The organism is Streptococcus sp. CL6.22 (genome assembly GCF_049738055.1).
GTDB classification, from domain to species: domain Bacteria; phylum Bacillota; class Bacilli; order Lactobacillales; family Streptococcaceae; genus Streptococcus; species Streptococcus mitis_DJ.
In genome coordinates this window covers 98,279-120,711 of the sequence record NZ_JBKOTV010000001.1, presented here as the reverse complement: position 1 = coordinate 120,711, position 22,433 = coordinate 98,279, and the positions used below count along the sequence as shown (strand labels likewise).

17 protein-coding genes and 1 tRNA gene are annotated in these 22,433 nt (G+C 40.6%); 3 read left to right on the top strand and 15 right to left on the bottom strand.

Going from position 1 to position 22,433, the window contains the following annotated elements:
- Positions 1 to 49: 49 nt before the first annotated feature.
- From ACLNCW_RS00590 to ACLNCW_RS00580, 3 genes are all read right to left on the bottom strand, one after another.
- Positions 50 to 1,891 carry a DUF2971 domain-containing protein gene (locus ACLNCW_RS00590; RefSeq protein WP_000413448.1) on the bottom strand — a complete coding sequence of 614 codons (1,842 nt, stop codon included), beginning with the start codon at positions 1,889 to 1,891 and terminating at the stop codon, positions 50 to 52.
- Positions 1,892 to 1,909: 18 nt separating this feature from the next.
- On the bottom strand, positions 1,910 to 3,898 hold the full coding sequence (gene uvrB, locus ACLNCW_RS00585) for an excinuclease ABC subunit UvrB (RefSeq protein WP_049491718.1): 1,989 nt from the start codon (positions 3,896 to 3,898) through the stop codon (positions 1,910 to 1,912).
- Positions 3,899 to 3,974: 76 nt separating this feature from the next.
- Positions 3,975 to 4,928 carry a CPBP family intramembrane glutamic endopeptidase gene (locus tag ACLNCW_RS00580; protein ID WP_414306047.1) on the bottom strand — a complete coding sequence of 318 codons (954 nt, stop codon included), beginning with the start codon at positions 4,926 to 4,928 and terminating at the stop codon, positions 3,975 to 3,977.
- Between the two features lie 175 nt (positions 4,929 to 5,103).
- Between ACLNCW_RS00580 and ACLNCW_RS00575 the strand changes: the two genes are divergently transcribed.
- The 3 genes from ACLNCW_RS00575 to zwf all read left to right on the top strand — a co-directional run bounded on the left by ACLNCW_RS00575 (position 5,104) and on the right by zwf (position 9,647).
- The gene (locus tag ACLNCW_RS00575; protein WP_424845186.1) at positions 5,104 to 7,269 is read left to right on the top strand and encodes an ABC transporter substrate-binding protein/permease; all 2,166 of its coding nucleotides are present in this window, start codon (positions 5,104 to 5,106) and stop codon (positions 7,267 to 7,269) included.
- Positions 7,269 to 8,009 carry an amino acid ABC transporter ATP-binding protein gene (locus ACLNCW_RS00570; RefSeq protein WP_023946889.1) on the top strand — a complete coding sequence of 247 codons (741 nt, stop codon included), beginning with the start codon at positions 7,269 to 7,271 and terminating at the stop codon, positions 8,007 to 8,009. The genes ACLNCW_RS00575 and ACLNCW_RS00570 overlap by 1 nt, the downstream gene beginning before the upstream one ends.
- 150 nt (positions 8,010 to 8,159) lie before the next feature.
- Positions 8,160 to 9,647, top strand: coding sequence for a glucose-6-phosphate dehydrogenase (gene zwf / locus ACLNCW_RS00565; protein ID WP_042751253.1), 1,488 nt, complete (start codon positions 8,160 to 8,162; stop codon positions 9,645 to 9,647).
- Between the two features lie 44 nt (positions 9,648 to 9,691).
- Here the strand turns inward: zwf and ftsY are convergent, their stop codons facing one another.
- The 12 genes from ftsY to leuB all read right to left on the bottom strand — a co-directional run bounded on the left by ftsY (position 9,692) and on the right by leuB (position 22,423).
- Positions 9,692 to 10,975: a signal recognition particle-docking protein FtsY gene (gene ftsY, locus ACLNCW_RS00560; protein ID WP_424845185.1), complete on the bottom strand. Its 1,284-nt coding sequence runs from the start codon at positions 10,973 to 10,975 to the stop codon at positions 9,692 to 9,694.
- A gap of 3 nt (positions 10,976 to 10,978) precedes the next feature.
- Complete coding sequence (locus ACLNCW_RS00555) at positions 10,979 to 11,797, bottom strand: Cof-type HAD-IIB family hydrolase (RefSeq protein WP_424845184.1); 819 nt, start codon at positions 11,795 to 11,797, stop codon at positions 10,979 to 10,981.
- The gene (locus ACLNCW_RS00550; RefSeq protein ID WP_265476084.1) at positions 11,797 to 12,591 is read right to left on the bottom strand and encodes an HAD family hydrolase; all 795 of its coding nucleotides are present in this window, start codon (positions 12,589 to 12,591) and stop codon (positions 11,797 to 11,799) included. The genes ACLNCW_RS00555 and ACLNCW_RS00550 overlap by 1 nt, the downstream gene beginning before the upstream one ends.
- Positions 12,588 to 16,127, bottom strand: coding sequence for a chromosome segregation protein SMC (gene smc / locus ACLNCW_RS00545; RefSeq protein ID WP_424845183.1), 3,540 nt, complete (start codon positions 16,125 to 16,127; stop codon positions 12,588 to 12,590). Before smc ends, ACLNCW_RS00550 begins: the two co-directional genes overlap by 4 nt.
- Positions 16,118 to 16,816: a ribonuclease III gene (gene rnc, locus ACLNCW_RS00540; RefSeq protein WP_000661487.1), complete on the bottom strand. Its 699-nt coding sequence runs from the start codon at positions 16,814 to 16,816 to the stop codon at positions 16,118 to 16,120. The genes smc and rnc overlap by 10 nt, the downstream gene beginning before the upstream one ends.
- Before the next feature lie 183 nt (positions 16,817 to 16,999).
- Positions 17,000 to 17,071, bottom strand: a tRNA-Arg gene (locus tag ACLNCW_RS00535).
- Between the two features lie 66 nt (positions 17,072 to 17,137).
- A complete protein-coding gene (locus tag ACLNCW_RS00530; protein ID WP_020902801.1) occupies positions 17,138 to 18,124 on the bottom strand; it encodes a GMP reductase in 987 nt (328 codons plus the stop codon).
- Between the two features lie 199 nt (positions 18,125 to 18,323).
- Positions 18,324 to 19,103, bottom strand: coding sequence for an L-threonylcarbamoyladenylate synthase (locus tag ACLNCW_RS00525; RefSeq protein ID WP_000160505.1), 780 nt, complete (start codon positions 19,101 to 19,103; stop codon positions 18,324 to 18,326).
- Positions 19,104 to 19,130: 27 nt separating this feature from the next.
- Positions 19,131 to 19,724: a 3-isopropylmalate dehydratase small subunit gene (leuD, locus tag ACLNCW_RS00520; RefSeq protein ID WP_261096121.1), complete on the bottom strand. Its 594-nt coding sequence runs from the start codon at positions 19,722 to 19,724 to the stop codon at positions 19,131 to 19,133.
- A gap of 9 nt (positions 19,725 to 19,733) precedes the next feature.
- Positions 19,734 to 21,116, bottom strand: a complete 1,383-nt coding sequence (gene leuC / locus ACLNCW_RS00515) for a 3-isopropylmalate dehydratase large subunit (protein WP_261077849.1) — start codon at positions 21,114 to 21,116, stop codon at positions 19,734 to 19,736.
- A gap of 3 nt (positions 21,117 to 21,119) precedes the next feature.
- Positions 21,120 to 21,389 (bottom strand): DUF1294 domain-containing protein, encoded by a 270-nt coding sequence (locus tag ACLNCW_RS00510; protein ID WP_261049698.1) that lies wholly within the window; start codon positions 21,387 to 21,389, stop codon positions 21,120 to 21,122.
- Entirely contained in the window at positions 21,386 to 22,423 is a 1,038-nt protein-coding gene (gene leuB / locus ACLNCW_RS00505) for a 3-isopropylmalate dehydrogenase (protein ID WP_261049699.1), read from the bottom strand. The genes ACLNCW_RS00510 and leuB overlap by 4 nt, the downstream gene beginning before the upstream one ends.
- Between the last annotated feature and the right edge of the window lie 10 nt (positions 22,424 to 22,433).

The window sequence follows — 22,433 nt, the reverse complement described above, 5'->3', positions numbered from 1 at the left end:
AATCTCACTAAATTCTCTAAAACACCTTCTGCTTTAAGTTATCATCAACTCAACGATAAGGAATTTTCGAACTTTCTATCTCTATATCAGGATTAGCAAGTTTGAGATAAGGAGCAATATAATCTGCATCCGTAACCTTTGGTCCTAGAATAACTTTTGAGTATTTCAAAGGAAGTAAATTGATGTATACAAATAAATCATATCTGCCATTGTCTTTCGAACTTAATACAATATACTTTCTAAAATCTTTATAGTTAACTTTATCAAAAACTTCTAACCCAATTTCTTCTTTCTTAAAGTACTTCTCATTTGATGAATCATTAGCATCTCTTTTAATAATATTTTGTATAGCTGTATCATCTAAATTAATTAAAATGCGATACTCTATTTCATACTCATAGTCTTTAACTTTGAAAAGGTAAGAAATCTTCTTCAATTTCTCAGCAAAACTTATCAATTCTTTTTCAGCTTCCAGCTCTTGCAATTTTTCAAATAGCTGTTTTAAATTATCAAGAGATTTACCAACATCTGTTTCTTCTTTATTCTCGGACATTAAATCTAAATAATGAACTTTAACAAACTCTATCGATTTATGAGCAACTATATCTTCAAGATAAGACAGATCATATTCAAGAAATGCTCCCTGAGATGAATCAGCATATTCCTTCCACATAGGTAAACTATCAGATACCGTGGTTAGAGAAGATATAAAAACATTGGAAGTTTGATATTGTTTGAAAAACGTATTATCTATACCCAAATAATCATATATTACTCTTCCTTCCATCGGGTCATTTAACTGTTTTAGATTAGTCAGTCGTAAAAATGGAGGTTGAGTTTCAGAATTGTTTTCATTTTTCCAGTCTGCTTTTATAAGAAAATTTGTTAAAGTATCAATCTTAGTATAATGTCCAAAAGAACCTATTTTTTTCAACTCTTCAGCGTCAACAGTTAATTTAGAACGTATATAGGAGATAACATTATCTGCTTGTTTTAAAAGTTGCTTAGCATCTAACGAGGAGATTGATTCTGAATAACTTTTCTCATTCGAGTAAGCATTATCATACTTCTCAATTAACTTAATTGCTTGATCTCGAATTATATCAGAATTATTTTCTTCTGCTATCTTTCGAACAACATCAATCGAATCATTAATTACAACATCAAAGTGTCTTGACACAAAATCTAGATAGTCATCAATATCTTCAGCTTGTGGATTATCAATAAAATATTTATTTATTATCTTTAAGTGCTCAAATTGAAAAATTGAAACAAGCTCATCTAATCTAAAATACCAATATCTAGTATAATTAAAATCAATATTTTCAAAATCAATATTTTCAAAATCAATATTTTCAAATATAAAGTTGATGAACGGTTCTAATTCACTTTTAAAATAGTTCCTTCTTTCTTCTGGTAAACTTTTCTGTCTAAATAGTGGAACAAAAACTGAAAGCAAATCCGAATAAATCATTTTACTATTCTCTAGATTATCTTTTAATACTAAATCAATAATTTTAAAGAAATAACTCTCATTTTCAAACAATATAGAATATTCTTCATATTCTTTTGGTTCAAATAAATAATAATAAAGAGAATCTAAATACCTAAAGCATACACTCCAACTATATACTTGTGAATTATTTGATAGTATTTTATTTATGGACTCTAAAATCTTTTTTTGGATAATTTTATCAATCTTCTCTTCAAAATCACTAAAAATATAAAGAACAAGTTCAACACATTTCAATTGTTCTTCTTCAGATAATTTTAAATATTGATTTATAAAATTTTCAAGTTCGGATTTCAGTTTTTCTTCATTCAAGGAATCAAAATGATCTTCTAATTCAGATTTACTAAATTTACCTGTAAAATAATTTAACTTTTCCATTTTGTCTCCTTCCAAAACCTACCCCAACGCCTTGACTTCCAACATCATATCACGAATCTGTGCTGCTAGTTCAAAGTCAAGCACTTCAACGGCTTCTTGCATTTGTTTTTCTAGTTTCTTGACGAGTTCTTTCCGCTCTTGTTTGTTGAGGCTATTGATATCGACTTCCTTGTCCTCTTCCTTGGCAACTGCCTTGGTTACAGCAATCAAATCACGAATTTCTTTCTTAATGGTTTGTGGAACGATACCATGTTCTTCATTATAAGCCATCTGAATTTTGCGACGACGGGCCGTTTCATCAATAGCACGTTGCATAGACTGAGTAACGGTGTCCGCATACATGATAACATGCCCTTCGCTGTTACGAGCAGCACGTCCAATAGTCTGGATAAGGCCACGTTCGTTACGAAGGAAACCTTCCTTGTCAGCATCAAGTATCGCAACTAAGCTAACTTCTGGAACATCAATCCCTTCACGGAGGAGGTTGATTCCAACCAAGACATCAAAGACACCCAAACGCAGATCTCGGATAATCTCTGTCCGCTCTAAAGTCTTGATATCCGAGTGCATGTACTTAACCTTGATACCCATTTCTTTGAAGTAGTCGGTTAAGTCCTCTGCCATCTTCTTGGTTAAGGTTGTGATAAAGGTTCGTTCGTTCTTTTCAACACGGGCATTAATTTCACCTAAGAGGTCATCAATCTGTCCCATAGTCGGACGAACTTCTACCTCAGGATCCAAAAGACCTGTTGGTCGAATGATTTGCTCAATCACTGTCTCGGTCTGTTCATTTTCATAGTCACCAGGTGTTGCTGAAACGTAAACAATCTGATGAACGTGACTCTCAAACTCCTCCCGACGGAGAGGACGATTGTCCAGAGCAGACGGTAAACGGAAACCGTAATTTACTAACATTTCCTTACGAGAACGGTCTCCATTGTACATGCCTTTGATTTGTCCCATGGTCATGTGGCTCTCATCAATCATGATCAAGAAATCATCTGGGAAGAAATCTAAGAGCGTATAAGGAGGCTCTCCTTCACTACGACCATCCATGTGGCGTGAATAGTTTTCAACCCCATTTGTATAGCCCATCTCGCGCAGCATTTCGATATCATACTCTGTCCGCTGTTTCAAACGTTGGGCTTCAAGCAATTTACCTTCCTTTTCAAAGACAGCTAGTTGCTCTTCTAATTCTGCTTGAATCTTGGCAATGGCAACTTCCATATGGTCGTCATTGGTCACAAAGTGAGTCGCAGGGAAAATCGCCAAATGATCCACTTCTCCCAATACCTGACCAGTCAGGGCCTCAACCTCACGAATACGGTCAATTTCGTCTCCAAAAAATTCTACTCGAAAGGCGTGTTCATCACGGGAAGCTGGGAAAATCTCTACCACATCCCCACGAACGCGAAATCTTCCGCGTTGGAAATCAATATCATTACGTTCAAACTGAATATCGACCAAGTCATTCAAGAGTTTATCACGAGAAATTTCAAGACCTGGACGGAGACTAACGACACTATCAGCGTATTCCTTGGGCGAACCCAAACCATAGATACAAGAGACTGAGGCAACGACAATAACATCATTACGCTCCAAAAGGGCTGAAGTAGCAGAGTGGCGGAGTTTGTCAATCTCGTCATTGACAGAGCTATCCTTTTCAATATAGGTATCGCTAGAAGGGACATAGGCCTCAGGTTGGTAATAATCATAGTAAGATACGAAGTACTCAACTGCATTTTCAGGGAAAAATTCCTTAAACTCTCCATAGAGCTGTCCTGCTAGAGTTTTATTGTGGGCAATAACCAGAGTTGGTTTATTGACTTTGGAAATGACCTGACTCATGGTATAGGTCTTCCCTGTTCCGGTCGCCCCCATCAGAATCTGAGCTTTTTCTCCACCCTCGATATTATCAACCAACTGCTCGATAGCTTGTGGTTGATCTCCTGACGGTTGATATTTTGATACTAGTTTAAATTGATTATCTGTAATACGATTGATCATAAGAATCCTCTCTCGATATGCTATTCCTATTTTAGCATACTTGTAGCATTTTCACGAAGAAAAGGACGGACCGAAGTCACATCCTTTCATTTTCTTTCTTTAATTGATAAGCGAGATAGACAATCAGCAGTAGTAAAACCAGACTTGTCATGATAGAACCTTCTATGCCAAAAGAACCACCTGATAACCAATCTTGATTGCCTTGTGGTAAAAAGGTCATCAATGACGTTCCTGATGGTTGACCACTAACTAAAATCCCAAAGAGATTACCCTGAGCAAAATTCCAGGCCCCATGAATACCTGCAATACCCCAAACTGTATCAGTTTTGAGGAGGTAAAGTGACATGGCAACTCCGAATAAAAAGAGATTCACTAGAGATAGAGGGGTGAGACCAGAATTTCCCGCATGAAGCAGGGTAAAGAATAGGCTAGATATAAGAACAGCAAGTTTTAGATTGGTTCTTGAGGCCAATTGAGGAAGGAGCCAGGCACGGGACACCACTTCTTCTGCTGTCCCCTGTAAAATCCAAAATGGAATGGTAAAAATGACAAAGATAAGCGAATAAGGATTCAAATGAATAGACTCAAAACGATATTGCCCCAAGGCTACTAAACCTAACAAAGTAAGAAGAAAAAGTGCCAAACCTAGACCAAATCCTTTAAGGAGATTGCTGAGGAAATTCTCTCTATAAAATCCCAAGGTTCGAATAGGTCTTTTCTCAACTTTTCTAGTCCATCTGAACACAGTGTTGAGAATAAAACCAAAGGCCAGCAATTCTAAAATTAAACGAAAATCACCTGTTTTATCCGTCAAGCTCTGATGCAAGGTCTGCAAGTAGCTTGCAAGATTTTGACCAGCCTCTCCAAAATTTCTAGCAAGTCCGATGAGAGCTAACAAACTAATACCATACAGAGTATAAGCCACAAACTCTCCTATGAAGACAAAAGCAAAGGCTAACAAGGGGCTTGTGTAAATGTTTAAACACATTTTTGAAGCTTGGAAGTCTTTAAATATTCTTTTGTTCTTCATATCCCTGTCCTCTTTTCTTCTATATATACTATTATTATAGCACTTTATAGTAGCAATTCAAGAAAGAAAGAAAAGGAAAAGACAATGTTATATTTTCTGACACAGAAATATAAAAATTTGCCTTTTTTTACTTTTTCTGATATAATGGGAAAATATTCGGAAAAGGAGACTAAAAATGAAGAAAAAATTTCTAGCATTTTTGCTAATTTTATTCCCAATTTTCTCATTAGGTATTGCGAAAGCAGAGACGATTAAGATTGTTTCTGATACCGCCTATGCACCTTTTGAGTTTAAAGATTCAGATCAAACTTATAAAGGAATTGATGTTGACATTATTAATAAAGTCGCAGAGATTAAAGGATGGAATATTCAGATGTCCTATCCTGGATTTGACGCAGCGGTCAATGCGGTTCAAGCTGGTCAAGCTGACGCTATTATGGCAGGGATGACAAAGACGAAAGAACGTGAAAAAGTCTTCACCATGTCTGATACTTACTATGATACAAAAGTTGTCATCGCAACTACAAAGGCACACAAGATTAGTAAATATGACCAATTAACTGGCAAAACTGTTGGTGTTAAAAACGGAACAGCCGCTCAACGTTTTCTTGAAACAATCAAAGATAAATACGGCTTTACTATTAAAACATTTGACACTAGTGATTTGATGAACAACAGCTTGAGTGCTGGTGCCATCGATGCCATGATGGATGACAAACCTGTTATCGAATATGCCATTAACCAAGGTCAAGACCTCCATATTGAAATGGACGGTGAAGCTGTAGGAAGTTTTGCTTTCGGTGTTAAAAAAGGAAGCAAATACGAGCACCTAGTTACTGAATTTAACCAAGCCTTGGCTGAAATGAAAAAAGATGGTAGTCTTGATAAAATCATCAAGAAATGGACTGCTTCATCATCTTCAGCAGTTCCAACTACAACTACTCTAGCAGGCTTAAAAGCTATTCCTGTTAAAGCTAAATACATCATTGCCAGCGATTCTTCTTTTGCACCTTTTGTGTTCCAAAACTCAAGCAACCAATTTACTGGTATTGATATGGAATTGATTAAGGCAATCGCTAAAGACCAAGGTTTTGAAATTGAAATCATCAACCCTGGTTTCGATGCCGCTATCAGTGCTGTTCAAGCTGGACAAGCTGATGGTATCATTGCTGGTATGTCTGTCACTGATGCTCGTAAGGCAACTTTTGACTTCTCAGAATCATACTACACAGCCAATACTATCCTTGGTGTCAAAGAATCAAGCAACATTGCTTCTTATGAAGATTTAAAAGGAAAGACAGTCGGTGTTAAAAACGGAACTGCTTCTCAAACCTTCCTAACAGAAAATCAAAGCAAATACGGCTACAAAATCAAAACCTTCGCTGATGGTTCTTCAATGTATGACAGTTTGAATACTGGTGCCATCGATGCCGTTATGGATGATGAGCCTGTTCTCAAATATTCTATCAGCCAAGGTCAAAAATTGAAAACTCCAATCGCTGGAACTCCAATCGGTGAAACAGCCTTTGCCGTTAAAAAAGGCACAAATCCTGAATTGATTGAAATGTTCAATAACGGACTTGCAAACCTTAAAGCAAACGGAGAATTCCAAAAGATTCTTGATAAATATCTAGCTAGCGAATCATCAACTGCTTCAACAAGCACTGTTGATGAGACAACTATCTGGGGCTTGCTTCAAAACAACTACAAACAACTCCTTAGCGGGCTTGGTATCACTCTTGCTCTAGCTCTTATCTCATTTGCTATTGCTATTGTTATCGGGATTATCTTCGGTATGTTTAGCGTTAGCCCCTACAAATCTCTTCGTGTGATCTCTGAGATTTTCGTTGACGTTATCCGTGGTATTCCATTGATGATTCTTGCAGCCTTCATTTTCTGGGGAATTCCAAATTTCATCGAATCGATCACAGGCCAACAAAGTCCAATTAACGACTTTGTAGCTGGTACTATTGCCCTATCTCTCAATGCAGCCGCTTATATCGCTGAAATCGTTCGTGGTGGTATTCAGGCCGTTCCAGTTGGGCAAATGGAAGCCAGCCGAAGCTTGGGTATCTCTTATGGAAAAACCATGCGTAAGATTATCTTGCCACAAGCAACTAAATTAATGTTGCCAAACTTTGTTAACCAATTCGTTATCGCTCTTAAAGATACAACCATCGTATCTGCTATCGGTTTGGTTGAACTCTTCCAAACTGGTAAGATTATCATTGCCCGTAACTACCAAAGTTTCAAGATGTATGCAATCCTTGCTATCTTCTATCTTGTAATTATCACACTTTTGACTAGACTAGCGAAACGCTTAGAAAAGAGGATTCGTTAATGGCAAAATTAAAAATTGATGTAAATGATTTACACAAGCACTATGGAAAAAATGAGGTTCTAAAAGGAATCACAACTAAATTCTATGAAGGAGATGTTGTTTGTATCATCGGTCCTTCAGGATCTGGTAAGTCGACCTTCCTCCGTAGCCTTAATCTTCTAGAAGAAGTTACGAGCGGTCACATCACTGTGAACGGCTATGACTTAACTGAAAAAACAACCAACGTTGACCACGTTCGTGAAAATATCGGAATGGTGTTCCAACACTTTAACCTCTTCCCTCATATGTCTGTATTGGACAACATTACTTTTGCTCCTATCGAGCACAAGTTGATGACTAGGGAAGAAGCTGAGAAATTGGGAATGGAGTTGCTTGAGAAGGTTGGGCTAGCAGATAAAGCTAATGCTAATCCAGATAGCCTATCAGGTGGTCAAAAACAACGTGTGGCTATCGCTCGTGGACTAGCAATGAATCCAGACATCATGCTCTTTGATGAACCAACTTCTGCCCTTGACCCTGAGATGGTTGGAGACGTACTAAACGTTATGAAAGAATTGGCTGAGCAAGGTATGACCATGATTATCGTAACCCATGAGATGGGATTTGCCCGTCAGGTTGCCAACCGCGTTATCTTTACTGCAGATGGTGAATTCCTTGAAGACGGAACACCTGATCAAATCTTTGATAACCCACAGCACCCACGTCTGAAAGAGTTCTTGGACAAGGTCTTAAACGTCTAAACTCAAACTGTAAGGATTTCCTTGCAGTTTTTTTCTATCTCGTATTGGATTTTTTGATTTTTCGGAAAATTATGTTAGAATTAAATTTATGAAATGAGATTTCCTCATACCTAGCAAGACTAGGAATAAAAATAGAAATTAGGTAGCTAGATGTCATCTAAGGTTATTGTTACAATTTTCGGTGCGAGTGGAGACCTGGCTAAACGCAAGCTCTACCCTTCCCTTTTTAGACTATATAAATCCGGCAATCTTTCCGAACACTTTGCAGTCATTGGAACTGCTCGTCGTCCTTGGAGCAAGGAATATTTTGAATCTGTTGTAGTCGAATCGATCCTTGATTTGGCAGATAGTACCGAACAGGCTCAAGAGTTCGCTAGTCACTTCTACTATCAAAGTCATGATGTCAACGATACAGAACACTACATTGCTTTGCGTCAATTGCAGGCTGAACTAAATGACAAGTACCAAGCTGAACACAACAAGCTCTTCTTCTTGTCTATGGCGCCTCAGTTCTTTGGAACTATTGCCAAACACCTCAAGTCTGAAAACATTGTGGATGGTAAAGGTTTTGAACGTTTAATCGTTGAGAAGCCATTTGGTACAGATTACGCAACTGCAAGCAAGTTAAATGACGAGCTCCTAGCAACATTTGACGAAGAACAAATTTTCCGTATCGACCATTATCTTGGTAAGGAAATGATCCAAAGCATCTTTGCAGTTCGCTTTGCAAACCTGATTTTTGAAAATGTTTGGAATAAGGACTTTATTGACAATGTTCAAATTACCTTTGCAGAGCGCTTGGGTGTAGAAGAACGTGGTGGCTACTATGACCAATCTGGTGCCCTCCGCGACATGGTACAAAACCATACTTTGCAACTACTTTCCCTCCTTGCCATGGATAAGCCAGCAAGCTTCACAAAAGACGAGATTCGTGCTGAAAAGATTAAGGTCTTTAAAAACCTCTATCATCCAACTGATGAAGAGCTTAAAGAACACTTTATCCGCGGTCAATACCGATCAGGTAAGATTGATGGCATGAAATACATCTCTTACCGTAGCGAGCCAAATGTAAATCCAGAATCAACAACTGAAACCTTTGCATCTGGTGCCTTCTTTGTAGACAGCGATCGATTCCGTGGTGTTCCTTTCTTCTTCCGTACTGGTAAACGTCTGACTGAAAAAGGAACTCATGTCAACATCGTCTTTAAACAAATGGATTCTATCTTTGGAGAACCACTTGCTCCAAACATTTTGACCATCTATATCCAACCAACAGAAGGCTTCTCTCTTAGCCTAAATGGGAAGCAAGTAGGAGAAGAATTCAACTTAGCTCCGAACTCACTTGATTACCGTACAGATGCGACCGCAACTGGTGCCTCTCCAGAACCATACGAGAAATTGATTTATGATGTCTTAAATAACAACTCAACTAACTTTAGCCACTGGGATGAAGTTGGTGCATCATGGAAGTTGATTGACCGTATCGAAGAGCTTTGGGCTAAAAATGGTGCTCCACTTCATGACTATAAAGCTGGAAGCATGGGACCTCAAGCAAGCTTTGACTTACTTGAAAAATTCGGTGCCAAATGGACTTGGCAACCAGATATCGCCTATCGTCAAGATGGCCGTTTAGAATAAAAAAAATCCTGCAAGTTTGTAGCTTGCAGGATTTTTGCTTCTGATTAAATTAAGCCTTCCAAGAGACCCTTCATAAAGTTTTCTGAGTTAAACTCTCCAATATCATCGATTTTTTCACCAAAACCAATCAATTTTACAGGAATATTGAGTTCTTCTCGGATGGCTAGAACTACACCACCTCGGGCAGTTCCATCAATCTTAGTCAAGACAATTCCTGTCAAAGGGGTAATTTTGGAAAATTCTTTGGCCTGTACAAGAGCGTTTTGACCTGTTGATGCATCAAGTGCCAAGAAGGTTTCATGCGGAGCTTCTGGTACAACACGCTTGATGATGCGTCCAATCTTCTCCAACTCAGCCATGAGGTTGTCCTTGTTTTGCAGACGACCAGCGGTATCAATCATGAGAATATCAATACCTTCAGCTACGGCACGTTCCATGCCATCAAAGACTACACTAGCTGGGTCAGCTTTTTCAGGTCCAGTCACAACTGGAACGTCAACACGACGGCCCCATTCAGCAAGCTGGGCTACTGCTCCTGCACGGAAGGTATCTGCCGCAACCAGCATGACCTTCTTCCCAGCTTGTTTGTAGCGGTGGGCTAGTTTTCCGATAGAAGTTGTTTTCCCAACACCATTCACACCGACGAAGAGCATTACAGTCAATCCATCTTGGAAGTGGATTCTTTCATCGTAGTTGCCATCCTTTTCATAAAGCTCAACCAATTTCTCAATGATGACACGGCGTAGTGCGTCGGGTTTCTTGGCATTTTCAAGCTTGGCTTCGTAGCGTAACTCCTCTGTTAAGTTAGAAGCGACCTGTACACCAACGTCACTCATGATGAGCAATTCTTCCAATTCTTCGAAGAAGTCTTCATCGACAGAGCGGAAATTAGCAAAGAAGGCGTTCAAGCGAGCTCCGAAGCCTGTGCGAGTTTTCTTGAGACTGCGGTCATATTTTTCCTGAACAGTTTCTTCTACTTGAGACGTTTCTGGTTCAAGCACTTCAGAACTATTTTCTTCTACAGTCTCTAGGAGCTCAGTATTCTCTTCCTCTGGGACTTCTTCTGAGTTTGGCAATTCTTCCACTTGTTGAACTTCTACAACTGGCTCTGAATCCTTATTTTCTTCAACTGTGACTTGGATTTCCTCTTCTTCAAACACAGCTTCTTCAGAACTTTCAACCTCTGCTTCTCCCTGAGGAAGTTCCTCAGCTTCTGTAAGGGCAGGCTCAACATCTTCTGATAGATCAAGATTTTCCAGAGCTTCTTTTACAACTTCTTCGATTTTAGGTTCTTCTTTTTTTCCGAATAGACGGTCAAATAATCCCATATCTTAGTTCTCCTTTAGCACATATTCTTCGATAGCCCAGACGACAGCCTCTTCATCATTGGTCATTGGTGTCACTACATTTGCGACTGCCTTGACTTCAGGAACAGCGTTTTGCATGGCAACACCGAGCCCTGCCCATTCAATCATTGAGAGGTCATTTGCCTCGTCACCACAGGCCATGACTTGGCTTTGGTCGATTCCTAGATGGCTGATCAGTTTTGCCAAACCTGTTGCTTTATGAACATTCTTTGGTGACCACTCTAGCAACATTTCCCGTGATTTAAAGATTTCATATTGGTCAAACAATTCCGGAGAAATCTTCTGAATGGCTTCATCCAAGGGTTCTTGAGCAAAGGCAGTCACGCATTTATTGTAAGTCATTTGACTAGATAAGTCTTCAAAATCCACTGGAACAAAGGTCAAAGCTGGATTAAATTTGGCATAAAGACTTTCTTGGTCGGAGTGAATTTGATAAACAGTTCCTTCTGAGATAGCATCAAGAGGCAGTGATAATTTCTCTGTTTCTTCATACAAGCGTGCCACATCATCATATGAAAAGACTGTCTTATCAAGGATTTCACCTGTATTTTTCTGAACCAAACCACCATTAAAAGTAATCGTATACTCATCTTCGTGGCCGTCAGTCCCTAGCTCATGGAGAAAGAAATCCATGGCTTTTAAGGGACGACCAGTTGTCAATACAACCTTGATACCACGATCACGCGCAGCTTTCAGGGTTGCCTTGGTACGATCCGTCAGCCTTTTATCAGTAGTCAGCAAGGTCCCGTCCAAGTCCAATGCAATCAATTTTATATCTGCCATTATAAGCCCTCCATATAAGCTATAACCGACTGGTCCTTATGGTGACCAATCACAGTTTCTGCTAATTCTAAAATCTCTGGTCGTGCATTTTCAGGAGCTACAGGATGTCCCACAACCTGCATCATATGCAAGTCATTTAGATTGTCTCCAAAAGCCATGACCTGATCCATTGTGATACCAAGTTTTTTAGCTAATTCAACAATAGCCACACCCTTATCGACATAGTCCAGAACAATATCAATGGATTCAAAACCAGTTGTCATGGCCTTAACACCAGGAACGTTTTCATTGACCCAAGCTTCCCCAGCTTCTAGCGTTTCTTCTGTGAAGTTGGTTGTAAATTTGAAAATGTCATCTGTGATATCTTCCAAACTCGCTACTTTTTGGATATTTTCATTATAGTGCTGGCTCACTTTCAAATAGGTCTCATCAACCGTATCTAGAACATAAGCTCCCTTTTTTCCCGTCAAGAGCAGTTTATTGATATCTACATAAGGTGAAGTTTTCAGCATTTCAAAAGTTGATAGATAAAAGTCACGAGACATAGTCGCTTCATACAAGTCCTGACCTTGATATTCTACCAAACTGCCATTTTCCGCGATGAAAATAATGTCATCACGAACATCAGCAAATAATTTTTCTAGAGACAGAAATCCGCGCCCTGAAGCTACCGCAAAGTAAATCCCTTTTTCCTTGTAGGAAACCAAGAGAGATTTGAGGCGGTCCATATCAAAGCGCCCATTCCCATCTAGAAAGGTTCCGTCCATATCCGTTGCTACTAGTTTAATTGTCATCCTTCAATACTTTCTAAATCTTTTAACTTCACCGAAACAATTTTTGAGACACCTGATTCTTGCATAGTCACTCCATAGATAGAATCAGCCGCTGCCATGGTTCCCTTACGGTGGGTCACAACGATAAACTGGCTGTCCTTGTCAAAGCGGTTGAGGTAATCCCCAAAACGCTTAACATTAGCTTCATCTAGTGCAGCCTCTACCTCATCCAAGATGACAAATGGGATAGTCTTAACTCGAATGATAGAGAAAAGCAAAGCTAGAGCTGACAGAGCTTTTTCACCACCACTCATGAGGTTAAGCGACTGGATTTTCTTACCTGGAGGTTGAACAGAAATCTCCACACCAGCTGTTAAAAGGTCTCCCTCAGTCAATATCAAGTCTGTCTGACCTCCACCAAACATCTGTTTGAAGGTCACTTTGAAGGACTCACGAATAGCTTCAAAGGTTGACTTAAAGCGTTCCTTGACCTCATCATTCATCTCTGTGATGGTTTCAAGAAGCAGACTTTTCGCTGATAAAATATCATCTCGCTGACTATTTAGAAAGTCCAGACGGTTGTGAACTTCTTCGTACTGGTCAATAGCTTCCAAGTTGACCGGACCCAGCGAACGAATAGCCTTCTCTAAGTCCTGCACCTCTTGCTCTGCCAGATTGAGATTTTCCAACTCATGCGCATTTTCTAAAGCTTCAGTATAGCTAATCTGATACTGGTCTGTTAATTGGCTTTGTAGATGACGTAAGCGCTCGCTGACCTTTTCTTTCTTAGCTTCAGCACGTGTTTGCTTGCGAATCCACTCTTCATTCTGCTGGCGAGCCTGATCCAAATGACTAGCAATATCATCCAGTTGACCTTCAATATCATCCAACTCAAACTGCTTGCGAATTAAACCTTGTTGGAGGTTTGTTTTCTGAGTTTTGGCTTCTTCTACCTGTTGACTGAGCAAATCTGTATCAACCTTCTCCAGATTATCAACCTTTTCTTGAAGAAGGCGCTGGATTTCCTCTTGTTCGATATCTAGATTATTCAATTCCTTGCCTAGACGGTCAATATCAGCTACTTCATAACGTTTTTGCCCTTGTAGTTCTGTCTTAAGCAAGCGAGCTTGCGCTACCTGTTCTTGCAAGTTCTGATAACGTTCTTGGATGGCATTTTTATTAGACTTAATCTCTTCAATCTCAGCTTCCAGATTTTGCTTGTCACTGGAAATAGTAGCAAGTCGCTCTTGGCATTTTTCCTTATCTGCTTGCCAATCTCCCTCAGAAAGACGATTTAATTCCTCTTCTTGGAGTTTCCAAAGAGTTTCCAGTTCTTCAACTTGATGACTGGTCTGCTGATAAGCGAGGGACAAGCCCTGCTCCTGAATACGAGCCTGCTCACCCTGAGATTTGATTGCTTCTAATCTTTCTGTCAATCTAGCCATCTCATCTTGCAAGTTCTTCAAACTCGCTTCATCTGTACGCAAGCTTGCTTCTTCTTTAGCAATTTCTTTTTGCAATTGCTCCAGCTCTGGCTTGATGAAAATACTGTTATTCTGGCGATTAGCACCACCTGCGTAAGAGCCACCTGTGCGCAACTCTGTACCGTCCAATGTCACCATACGAACCTGATAACGAACCTGACGAGCTGCTGCACGCGCGTGTTCTACGGTATCAAAAATAGCCGTCGTAGCTAGCAAGTTCTTGAAAATAGCTTCCAACCTATTATCGAATGTCACCAAGTCATCTGCCATACCAAGGAAACCTGGACTTGCAGAGATAGCATCTTGGTTCTGACTAGAAATCGTACGCGCCTTGATCGTTGTCAAAGGAAGGAAGGTTGCACGACCAGCTCTGTTTCGTTTGAGGAAATCAATCGCCTTAGTTGCCGCCCCCTCATCTTCTACAATGATATGCTGACTGCTAGCTCCAAGCGCAATCTCTAGAGCAGTTTGATAATGCACATCAAAGGTCAGATGCTCACTGACTGCCCCAATAATACCACCAAGGCGAGCTTTTTCTTGGAGAACACTCTTAACACCTGCATAAAAGTTACTATGATTTCTCAGAATATTTTCCAAACTCTGAGCTCTGGCCTGCTTGTTTTTGAGATTATCCAGACGGTCAAATAGTTGACTTTGTTGAGCTTGATAGGAAGATTTCTGCTCCTCTTGCTCCTTGGCAATAGCTTGATAGTCAGCCAATAATTTTTGAACTTGCTCCTTGGCAGTTTCAAGATCCGCCTTTTGCTGACTAGCCTTCTCTTTAGCTGTGGCCAACTGTTCTTTCAACTTTTCTAATTGATCTGCTTGTTTTTGAGAAAGCTGACGACTATTTTCCAACTCATTCTCGATGCGGGTGAGTTGGTTTGAGACATCCGCTTCTTCTTGTAAAAGAGCTACAAAGCGTTCACGTAGAAGCTCAATCATCTGATCAGGATCATCTGAAAAAGCCAACAATTCAGCTTCTAAACGATTGAGTTTTTGATTATTTTGGACTAGATTTTCCTCTAAGAGAGCTAAAGAACTTTCTTTATCAGACTTTTCTTTGCTGAGTGAATTTCTTTTATCCTCTAAAGCAGCCAAACGGGCTTGTGCTTCCTGTTGATTCAGGGCTACTTGCTCAAATTCTAATTTCGATAGGGCTAATTTTCTCTCTAAATCACTAATCAGACTAGCCAAGTCCATCAAACTGCCCTGATCTTTGGTCATTTCAGCATGTAAATCTTGGCGTTGCTTTTTAAGAGTTTGGTTTTCTTCTTCTAATTTTTCACGCTTTTGGTAATAACTAGTCAAGAGTTCCTGAACCTGAGCCAACTCTTCTTCTGTCGATTCTAGTTCAGTCTTATTTTCCTTAATTTGAGCAACCAGAACGTCTAAATAAATAGCCTTACGTTGACCTTCCAAGTCTAAAAACTTACGGGCATTTTCAGCTTGCTTCTCAAGAGGCTTGATTTGATTGTCCAACTCGTAGATAATGTCTTCAAGACGATCCAGATTATCCTGAGTTTGTTGCAATTTGCTCTCAGTCTCTTTTCTACGAGTCTTGTATTTCAAAACTCCAGCAGCTTCTTCAAAAATAGCTCTGCGTTCTTCAGGCTTGGAGTTGAAAATCTCCTCAACCTTCCCTTGGGAAATGATAGAGAAGGAATCTCGTCCCAAACCTGTATCCATGAAAAGATCATGAATATCACGAAGACGAACTTTCTTGCCGTCAATCTTGTATTCGCTATCACCACTACGATAGATATGGCGTTCTACCCTGATTTCTTGACCTGCATCCTTGATAAATCCGTCATGATTATCGAGAGTCACAACTACAGAAGCATAATTGAGCGGTTTGCGACTCTCTGTTCCGGCAAAGATGACATCCGGCATCTTGCCTCCACGGAGACTCTTAACACTTGACTCCCCCAAAGCCCAACGCAGACTTTCTGTAATATTGGACTTTCCAGATCCATTGGGACCAACAACTGCAGTCACTCCTTGGTCAAAAACGACCTTAGTCTTGTCAGCAAAAGACTTGAATCCCTGAATTTCGATTTCCTTTAAATACATGAATCCAGCCCTTTCTCAACGGCATTTTTGGCAGCTTCCTGCTCTGCTAGTTTCTTAGAACGACCTTGACCTTGACCAATGCTCTTACCTTCGACAAGAACTTCTACATCAAAGACCTTATCGTGGGCAGGACCCGTTTCAGAAATCACCTGATAACGAATAGCTACATCGCCATTGACCTGAAGTAACTCTTGGAGATGGGTTTTGTAGTCTGTAATCATCTCAAACTCTCCTGCTTCAACCTTAGGAATCATGACTTGATAGATAAATTCCTTGACCTTGGCCACATCCTTGTCCAAAAGGAGGGCACCAAGAAAAGCTTCAAAGGCATCACCAAGAATGGTGTCACGATTGCGTCCACCAGACTTTTCTTCCCCCTTACCCAGCTTGATAAACTGATCAAACTGGCAATCACGCGCAAAACCAGCCAAACTCTCCTCGCGGACAATCATGGCACGGAGTTTAGACAAGTCACCCTCAGGCTTTTTAGGATATTTTTTATACAGATATTCTGAAATCAATAACTGTAGAACAGCGTCTCCTAAAAATTCCAAGCGTTCATTGTGTGAAATTTTTAAGAGGCGGTGCTCATTGGCATAACTCGTATGAGTAAAGGCAGTCTCCAGTAAATTTTTGTCTGCAAATTCGATTGCAAAATGGTTCTTTAGTACAGTTTGTAATTCTTTCATACCAACCTCTTTCTAACTGATAACAGTCCTTTTTATTATATCAAAAAAAGCCCCCTGAGTCACTCTAAAACGGGACTGGAAGAGATTTGGGTATTCTTTAGAATAATGTTTTCAGTTTTAGAGGCAAATTTGGGGAAAGATAAAGAAAAAAGCCCTATTAAAGGCTTTTTTAGGATGTTTACATCCACCCTGAGGGAATCGAACCCCCATCTCAAGAACCGGAATCTTACGTGATATCCATTACACTAAGGGTGGAAACTTGTTTTATTATAACAAAAATTTGCTCTAATAACAAGTTTTTTTCTAGACGGATAGCCCGTCTTAGTGGGAAGCATCCCCATTCCAAATAGAGTTTTTCACGATCACATAATCAACGTGTTTAAGGTCAGCAACCTGACGTCCACCTGCGTATGAAATAGCACTTTGAAGGTCTTGTTCCATCTCAGTTAAAGTATCTTGCAAGTGACCTTTGGCAGGAAGTAAGATACGTTTGCCTTCCACATTTTTGTAAGCACCTTTTTGATATTGTGAAGCTGAACCGTAGTACTCTTTGAACTGTTCACCATCAACTTCAATCGTTTTCCCTGGACTTTCGATGTGTCCTGCAAAGAGGGAACCAATCATAACCATGCTGGCACCGAAACGGATAGACTTGGCAATATCACCGTGAGTACGAATTCCACCATCTGCGATAATCGGTTTACGAGCAGCCTTGGCACACCAGCGTAGGGCAGCCAACTGCCAACCACCTGTACCAAAACCAGTCTTAACCTTGGTAATACAAACCTTACCAGGACCGATTCCGATCTTAGTAGCATCCGCACCAGCATTTTCCAATTCACGCACAGCTTCTGGTGTTCCCACATTTCCAGCAATGACAAAGGTATCTGGCAATTCTTTCTTAATGTGTTGAATCATAGAAATCACGCTATCTGCATGACCATGAGCGATGTCAATCGTGATATATTCAGGAGCATCAGCCTTGAGCTGGCTAACAAAATCATACTCATAGTCCTTAACACCGACAGAAATAGAAGCAATGAGCCCTTGATCGTGCATGCGTTTAATAAAAGGAATGCGTCCTGCCTCATCAAAACGGTGCATAATGTAAAAGTAACCACCTTTAGCAAGTTGCTCTGCTACATTTTCATCCAAAATCGTCTGCATATTAGCTGGCACAACAGGTAGTTTAAAGGTGTGATTTCCTAGAGTGACACTTGTATCTGCTTCTGCACGGCTTTTAATGACACATTTATTTGGAATCAATTGAATATCTTCGTAATCAAAAATTGGAAATTCATTTAACATATCGATGTCTCGTTTCTTTTGTAATGACCTACCTATGCTTGCGCATCTCTACGCCTTTTCCGACGTTTCCTTAATTCATTATAAACTAAAGTACAGATTTTGTCAAATAATTTTATAAATTAAAATATAATGTTCGGATTTTTCTTGCGTAAATAGAAAAAAGAGGGGAAATTGTTTTTCTCCCCACTTCTTCTACATTCTAATAATACTCCCCCTGACGGTAGTCCCATGAGTTAAAGGTGTCTGACAGGTGCATCATGATTTTATCAATGTCAAGCCCTTTACGGATTACAACTGGTGCTGGTGATGTTGAACGAGCTCCTCCTTGTTCTGGGATGAGTTTGCCGTCTTTATCAACCATAGAGACCATCACACCTTGCTCATAGCGCGTTTCAATCGTTTTGTCAGGCTGGATAGAAGCAACGTAGTCATCTGCCTCAATGACAAGGTCCACTGCCCCTTCGATACGTTCTCCAATACCTTCTACTTTACCACGGTTTCCTTTTCCAGATGGGTTAGCTGATGAGGCATAAACCATCTTGCCTTCTTCCCAAAGTTTGGCAGCCAATTGTTCACCAGCTTTCCCAAATTTGATAACGAAACAGCTCGTACCACGCACATCAGTCATAAGTTCTTCACGGCCATCACCGTATGCTTTTAGTTTTTCAAAGGCTTCTGGTTTCCAAGGAAGGATACAACCAAGAAGAATGTCTTCGTCCCAATGTTTTTGGTAAAAGGCTTCAATTTCTGGGTTGAGTTGTGCTAAAGCGCGAAGCTCATCCATGCTACCGCAGAGAACAACACCTGGTTTGTTACGGTTACGCTCTTTAGCTTCAAACTTGCGTTCAAGTCCTGCCTTATCGCTAGTCATAATAATGTAGCCAACTTTTGTAGGACAAACGATACATCCGCCCTCACCTTTTAAAATATCATAGCCTTCTTGTGAAAGTGTTCCGTTCCATTGAATGTGTTTTGTCATAGTTCTATTTCCTTTTCTATTTTTCTTCTAATCCTGCCAGTAGGCTGGTCGTTGTTTTTCATAAGCAGCAATCAAATCTTCATACTGCAAGGTAATACCGATATCATCCAAACCATTTAAGAGCTTGTGTTTCCACTCGCTGTCAATTTCAAAAGTGAATTCTCCCACTGGTGAGATGATTTTTTGTTGTTCCAAGTCCACAGTTACCTGATCACTTGGTTGTAGCTGAGCTAGTTTCTCTCGAACATCTCTGGGCTGAACAATAGGCAACATGCCATTATTGAGTTCATTATTGTAATGAATATCACCAAAAGACCCTGCAATCACGACCTTAAAACCATAGTCCGCTAGAGCCCAAGCTGCGTGTTCCCTCGAAGACCCTGCGCCAAAGTTATCCCCTGAGATGAGAATACTGGCTTTCCGATATTCAGGTCGGTTAAAGACAAAGTCTGGGTCCTCAGTATACTTGTCGTCCAGATAACGCCAAGCATACATGAGGTACTTACCAAAGCCTTTTTTATCAATTAACTTGAGAAACTGCTTGGGTAAGATTTGGTCAGTGTCGATGTTATCATTCATGAGAGGAACAGTCGTTCCCGTATAAACTGTGAATTTTTCCATATCCTCTCCTTACTGGGCTTCTGGCATTTGCCGAACATCTACGAAACGCCCTGCAATAGCTGCCGCAGCTGCCATAGCTGGACTACAGAGATGAGTCTTAGCACCAAAGCCCTGTCTGTCTTCAAAGTTACGATTGCTGGTTGAGGCACAGTGGACACCATCTGGAACCTTATCAGGATTCATCCCTAGGCACATAGAGCATCCTGGGTCTCTCCACTCAAAACCAGCGTCTAGAAAGACCTTGTCTAAGCCCAACTTCTCAGCAGCTCGTTTGACAGGACGAGAGCCTGGAACTACGATAGCTGTTAAATTAGGAGCTATTTTCTTCCCTTCAACAAATCGCGCAGCCAGTTGCAAATCGCTGAGACGAGCATTAGTACAAGACCCGATAAAGATATAGCCTAGTTCAATATCTGCTGGCTTTTGACCAGGCTCCAAGTCCATGTAATTGTAGGCTCGCTCATCATTCATATCCTTAATTTCTGGAAAGCTACTGTCAAAGTCAACACCCATAGCAGGATTAGTTCCCCAGGTCACCATGGGAGCCAATCCTGAGACATCCATCTGGATAACCTTATCATAAACAGCATCATCATCACTGATAATTGTTTTCCAATCCGCCACAGCCTCTTCAAAGTCCTCTGGAACACATTCTCGTCCCTTGAGATAGTCATAGGTGGTTTGATCCGGATTCATGATTCCCATCTTGGATCCAAACTCGATGGACATATTGCAGATGGTCATGCGCTCTTCCATGCTCAGTGCATCAATAGCCTGACCCCTATATTCCACCACATAGCCAACTCCACAGGCAACGCCGTACTTGGCAATCAAGGCTAAAATGAAATCCTTGGAATAAACTCCTTTTTGAGGAACACCTGTAAATTCCACCAGCATTTTCTTGGGTTTGACCTGCCAGAGGGTCTGTGTCGCAAAGACATGTTCGACCTCACTAGTTCCAATTCCAAAGGCGATCGCTCCGAAAGCTCCGTGGGTTGCCGTATGGCTATCTCCACAGACAATGAATTTTCCTGGTTGAGTTCTTCCTGTTTCTGGACCAACCATGTGAACAATTCCTTGTTTTTCAGAACCGTGGGCAGCATGTTCGATCCCAAATTCCTCAACATTTTCAGCCAGCTTATCAATTTGAGCCTTAGAAATCACATCTCGAATATCGTAGATATTGACCGTCGGGACGTTGTGGTCAAAGGTTCCAAATGTCAAGTCTGGTCGTCTCAATCTACGACCTGCATCTCGTAATCCTTGAAAAGCTTGAGGACTGGTCACTTCATGAATATAGTGCTGGTCCACATACATGAGTTGGGGCTGCCCCTCTTCTCCTGTGATGACATGACGGTCCCATAATTTATCAAAAATCGATTTTCCTGCCATCCATTACCTCCAAATAACATATAAGGCTACTAGTGTGGACACCATCCCGAGAAACCAAACTGTTTTAAAATACCATTTTCGAGTCTTATGGTGAAAGATGATTCCTGCCAAACAGGCACCAAAACCACCACAAGTAAAGGCTAAAATGAGTAAGATTTTCTCTGGGATGCGCCAAACTCTTCTCCTTGCCTTAGATTTGTCAATGCCATAAATCAAGAAAACCATGACATTCCAAATCAAAAGGACTAGAGTAATTCTTTCGTCTAACTTCATAACCTTGCAATAATAGCTTCTGTCATTTCCTTAGTCGAAGCCTGTCCACCTATATCTCTTGTTAAAATGCCAGCCGCTAAACTAGCTTCAACAGCACGCTCAATACGCTCTGCATCCTCATAACGACCAAAACTATCTCTCAACATCATGGCCACTGATAAAATCATGGAGATAGGATTTGCAATGCCTTGACCAGCAATATCAGGAGCTGAACCGTGAATAGGTTCATAGAGACTTGGACCCTTTTCAGAGTGACTGGCTGATGGCATAACCCCAAGTGTGCCAGATAGAACGCTTGATTCATCAGAGAGAATATCTCCAAAAAGATTCTCCGTTACAATAACATCAAACTTAGCAGGATTGGTAATCATAAGCATGGCAGCTGAGTCCACCAGCTGATGTTCCAAGGTCACATCTGGGAAATCCTGTGCGACCTTCTCAGCTACTTTCCGCCAGAGTTTTGAAGTTGCTAACACATTTTGCTTATCGATGCTGGTAATGATTTTTCTGCGATTTCTTGCAATTTCAAAGGCTTTGCGAAGAATCCGTTCCACCTCCTCATAGCTATAGTCGTTAATATCACGCGCTTTGAGCTCTTTAAGGATATGATCTCCAAAGTAAATCCCGCCTGTCAACTCACGCACCACGACAAAGTCTACACCAGCAATTCGTTCTGATTTTAGTGGTGACAAATGCTTGAGACTCTCAAAAATCTTAACAGGGCGAATATTAGCATAGAGATTGAGTTCCTTACGGAGAGCTAGCAAGCCTTGTTCAGGCCGAACCGTTGCACTATCATACTGGGGACTACCGATAGCCGCTAGGAGAATGGCATCTGCTTCACGACATGCCTTGAGAGTTTCATCAGGTAAGGGATGCCCTGCAGCATCGATACCTGCACCTCCAAAAGGTCGTCTATCAATCTCATAGTCAAAACCTGTTTTTTCAGCTAGAGCTTCCAGAACCTCTAAACCAGCCTCCATGATTTCTGGGCCAATTCCGTCCCCTGCTAGAGCTACTATTTTTTTTGTCATAGCATTCTCC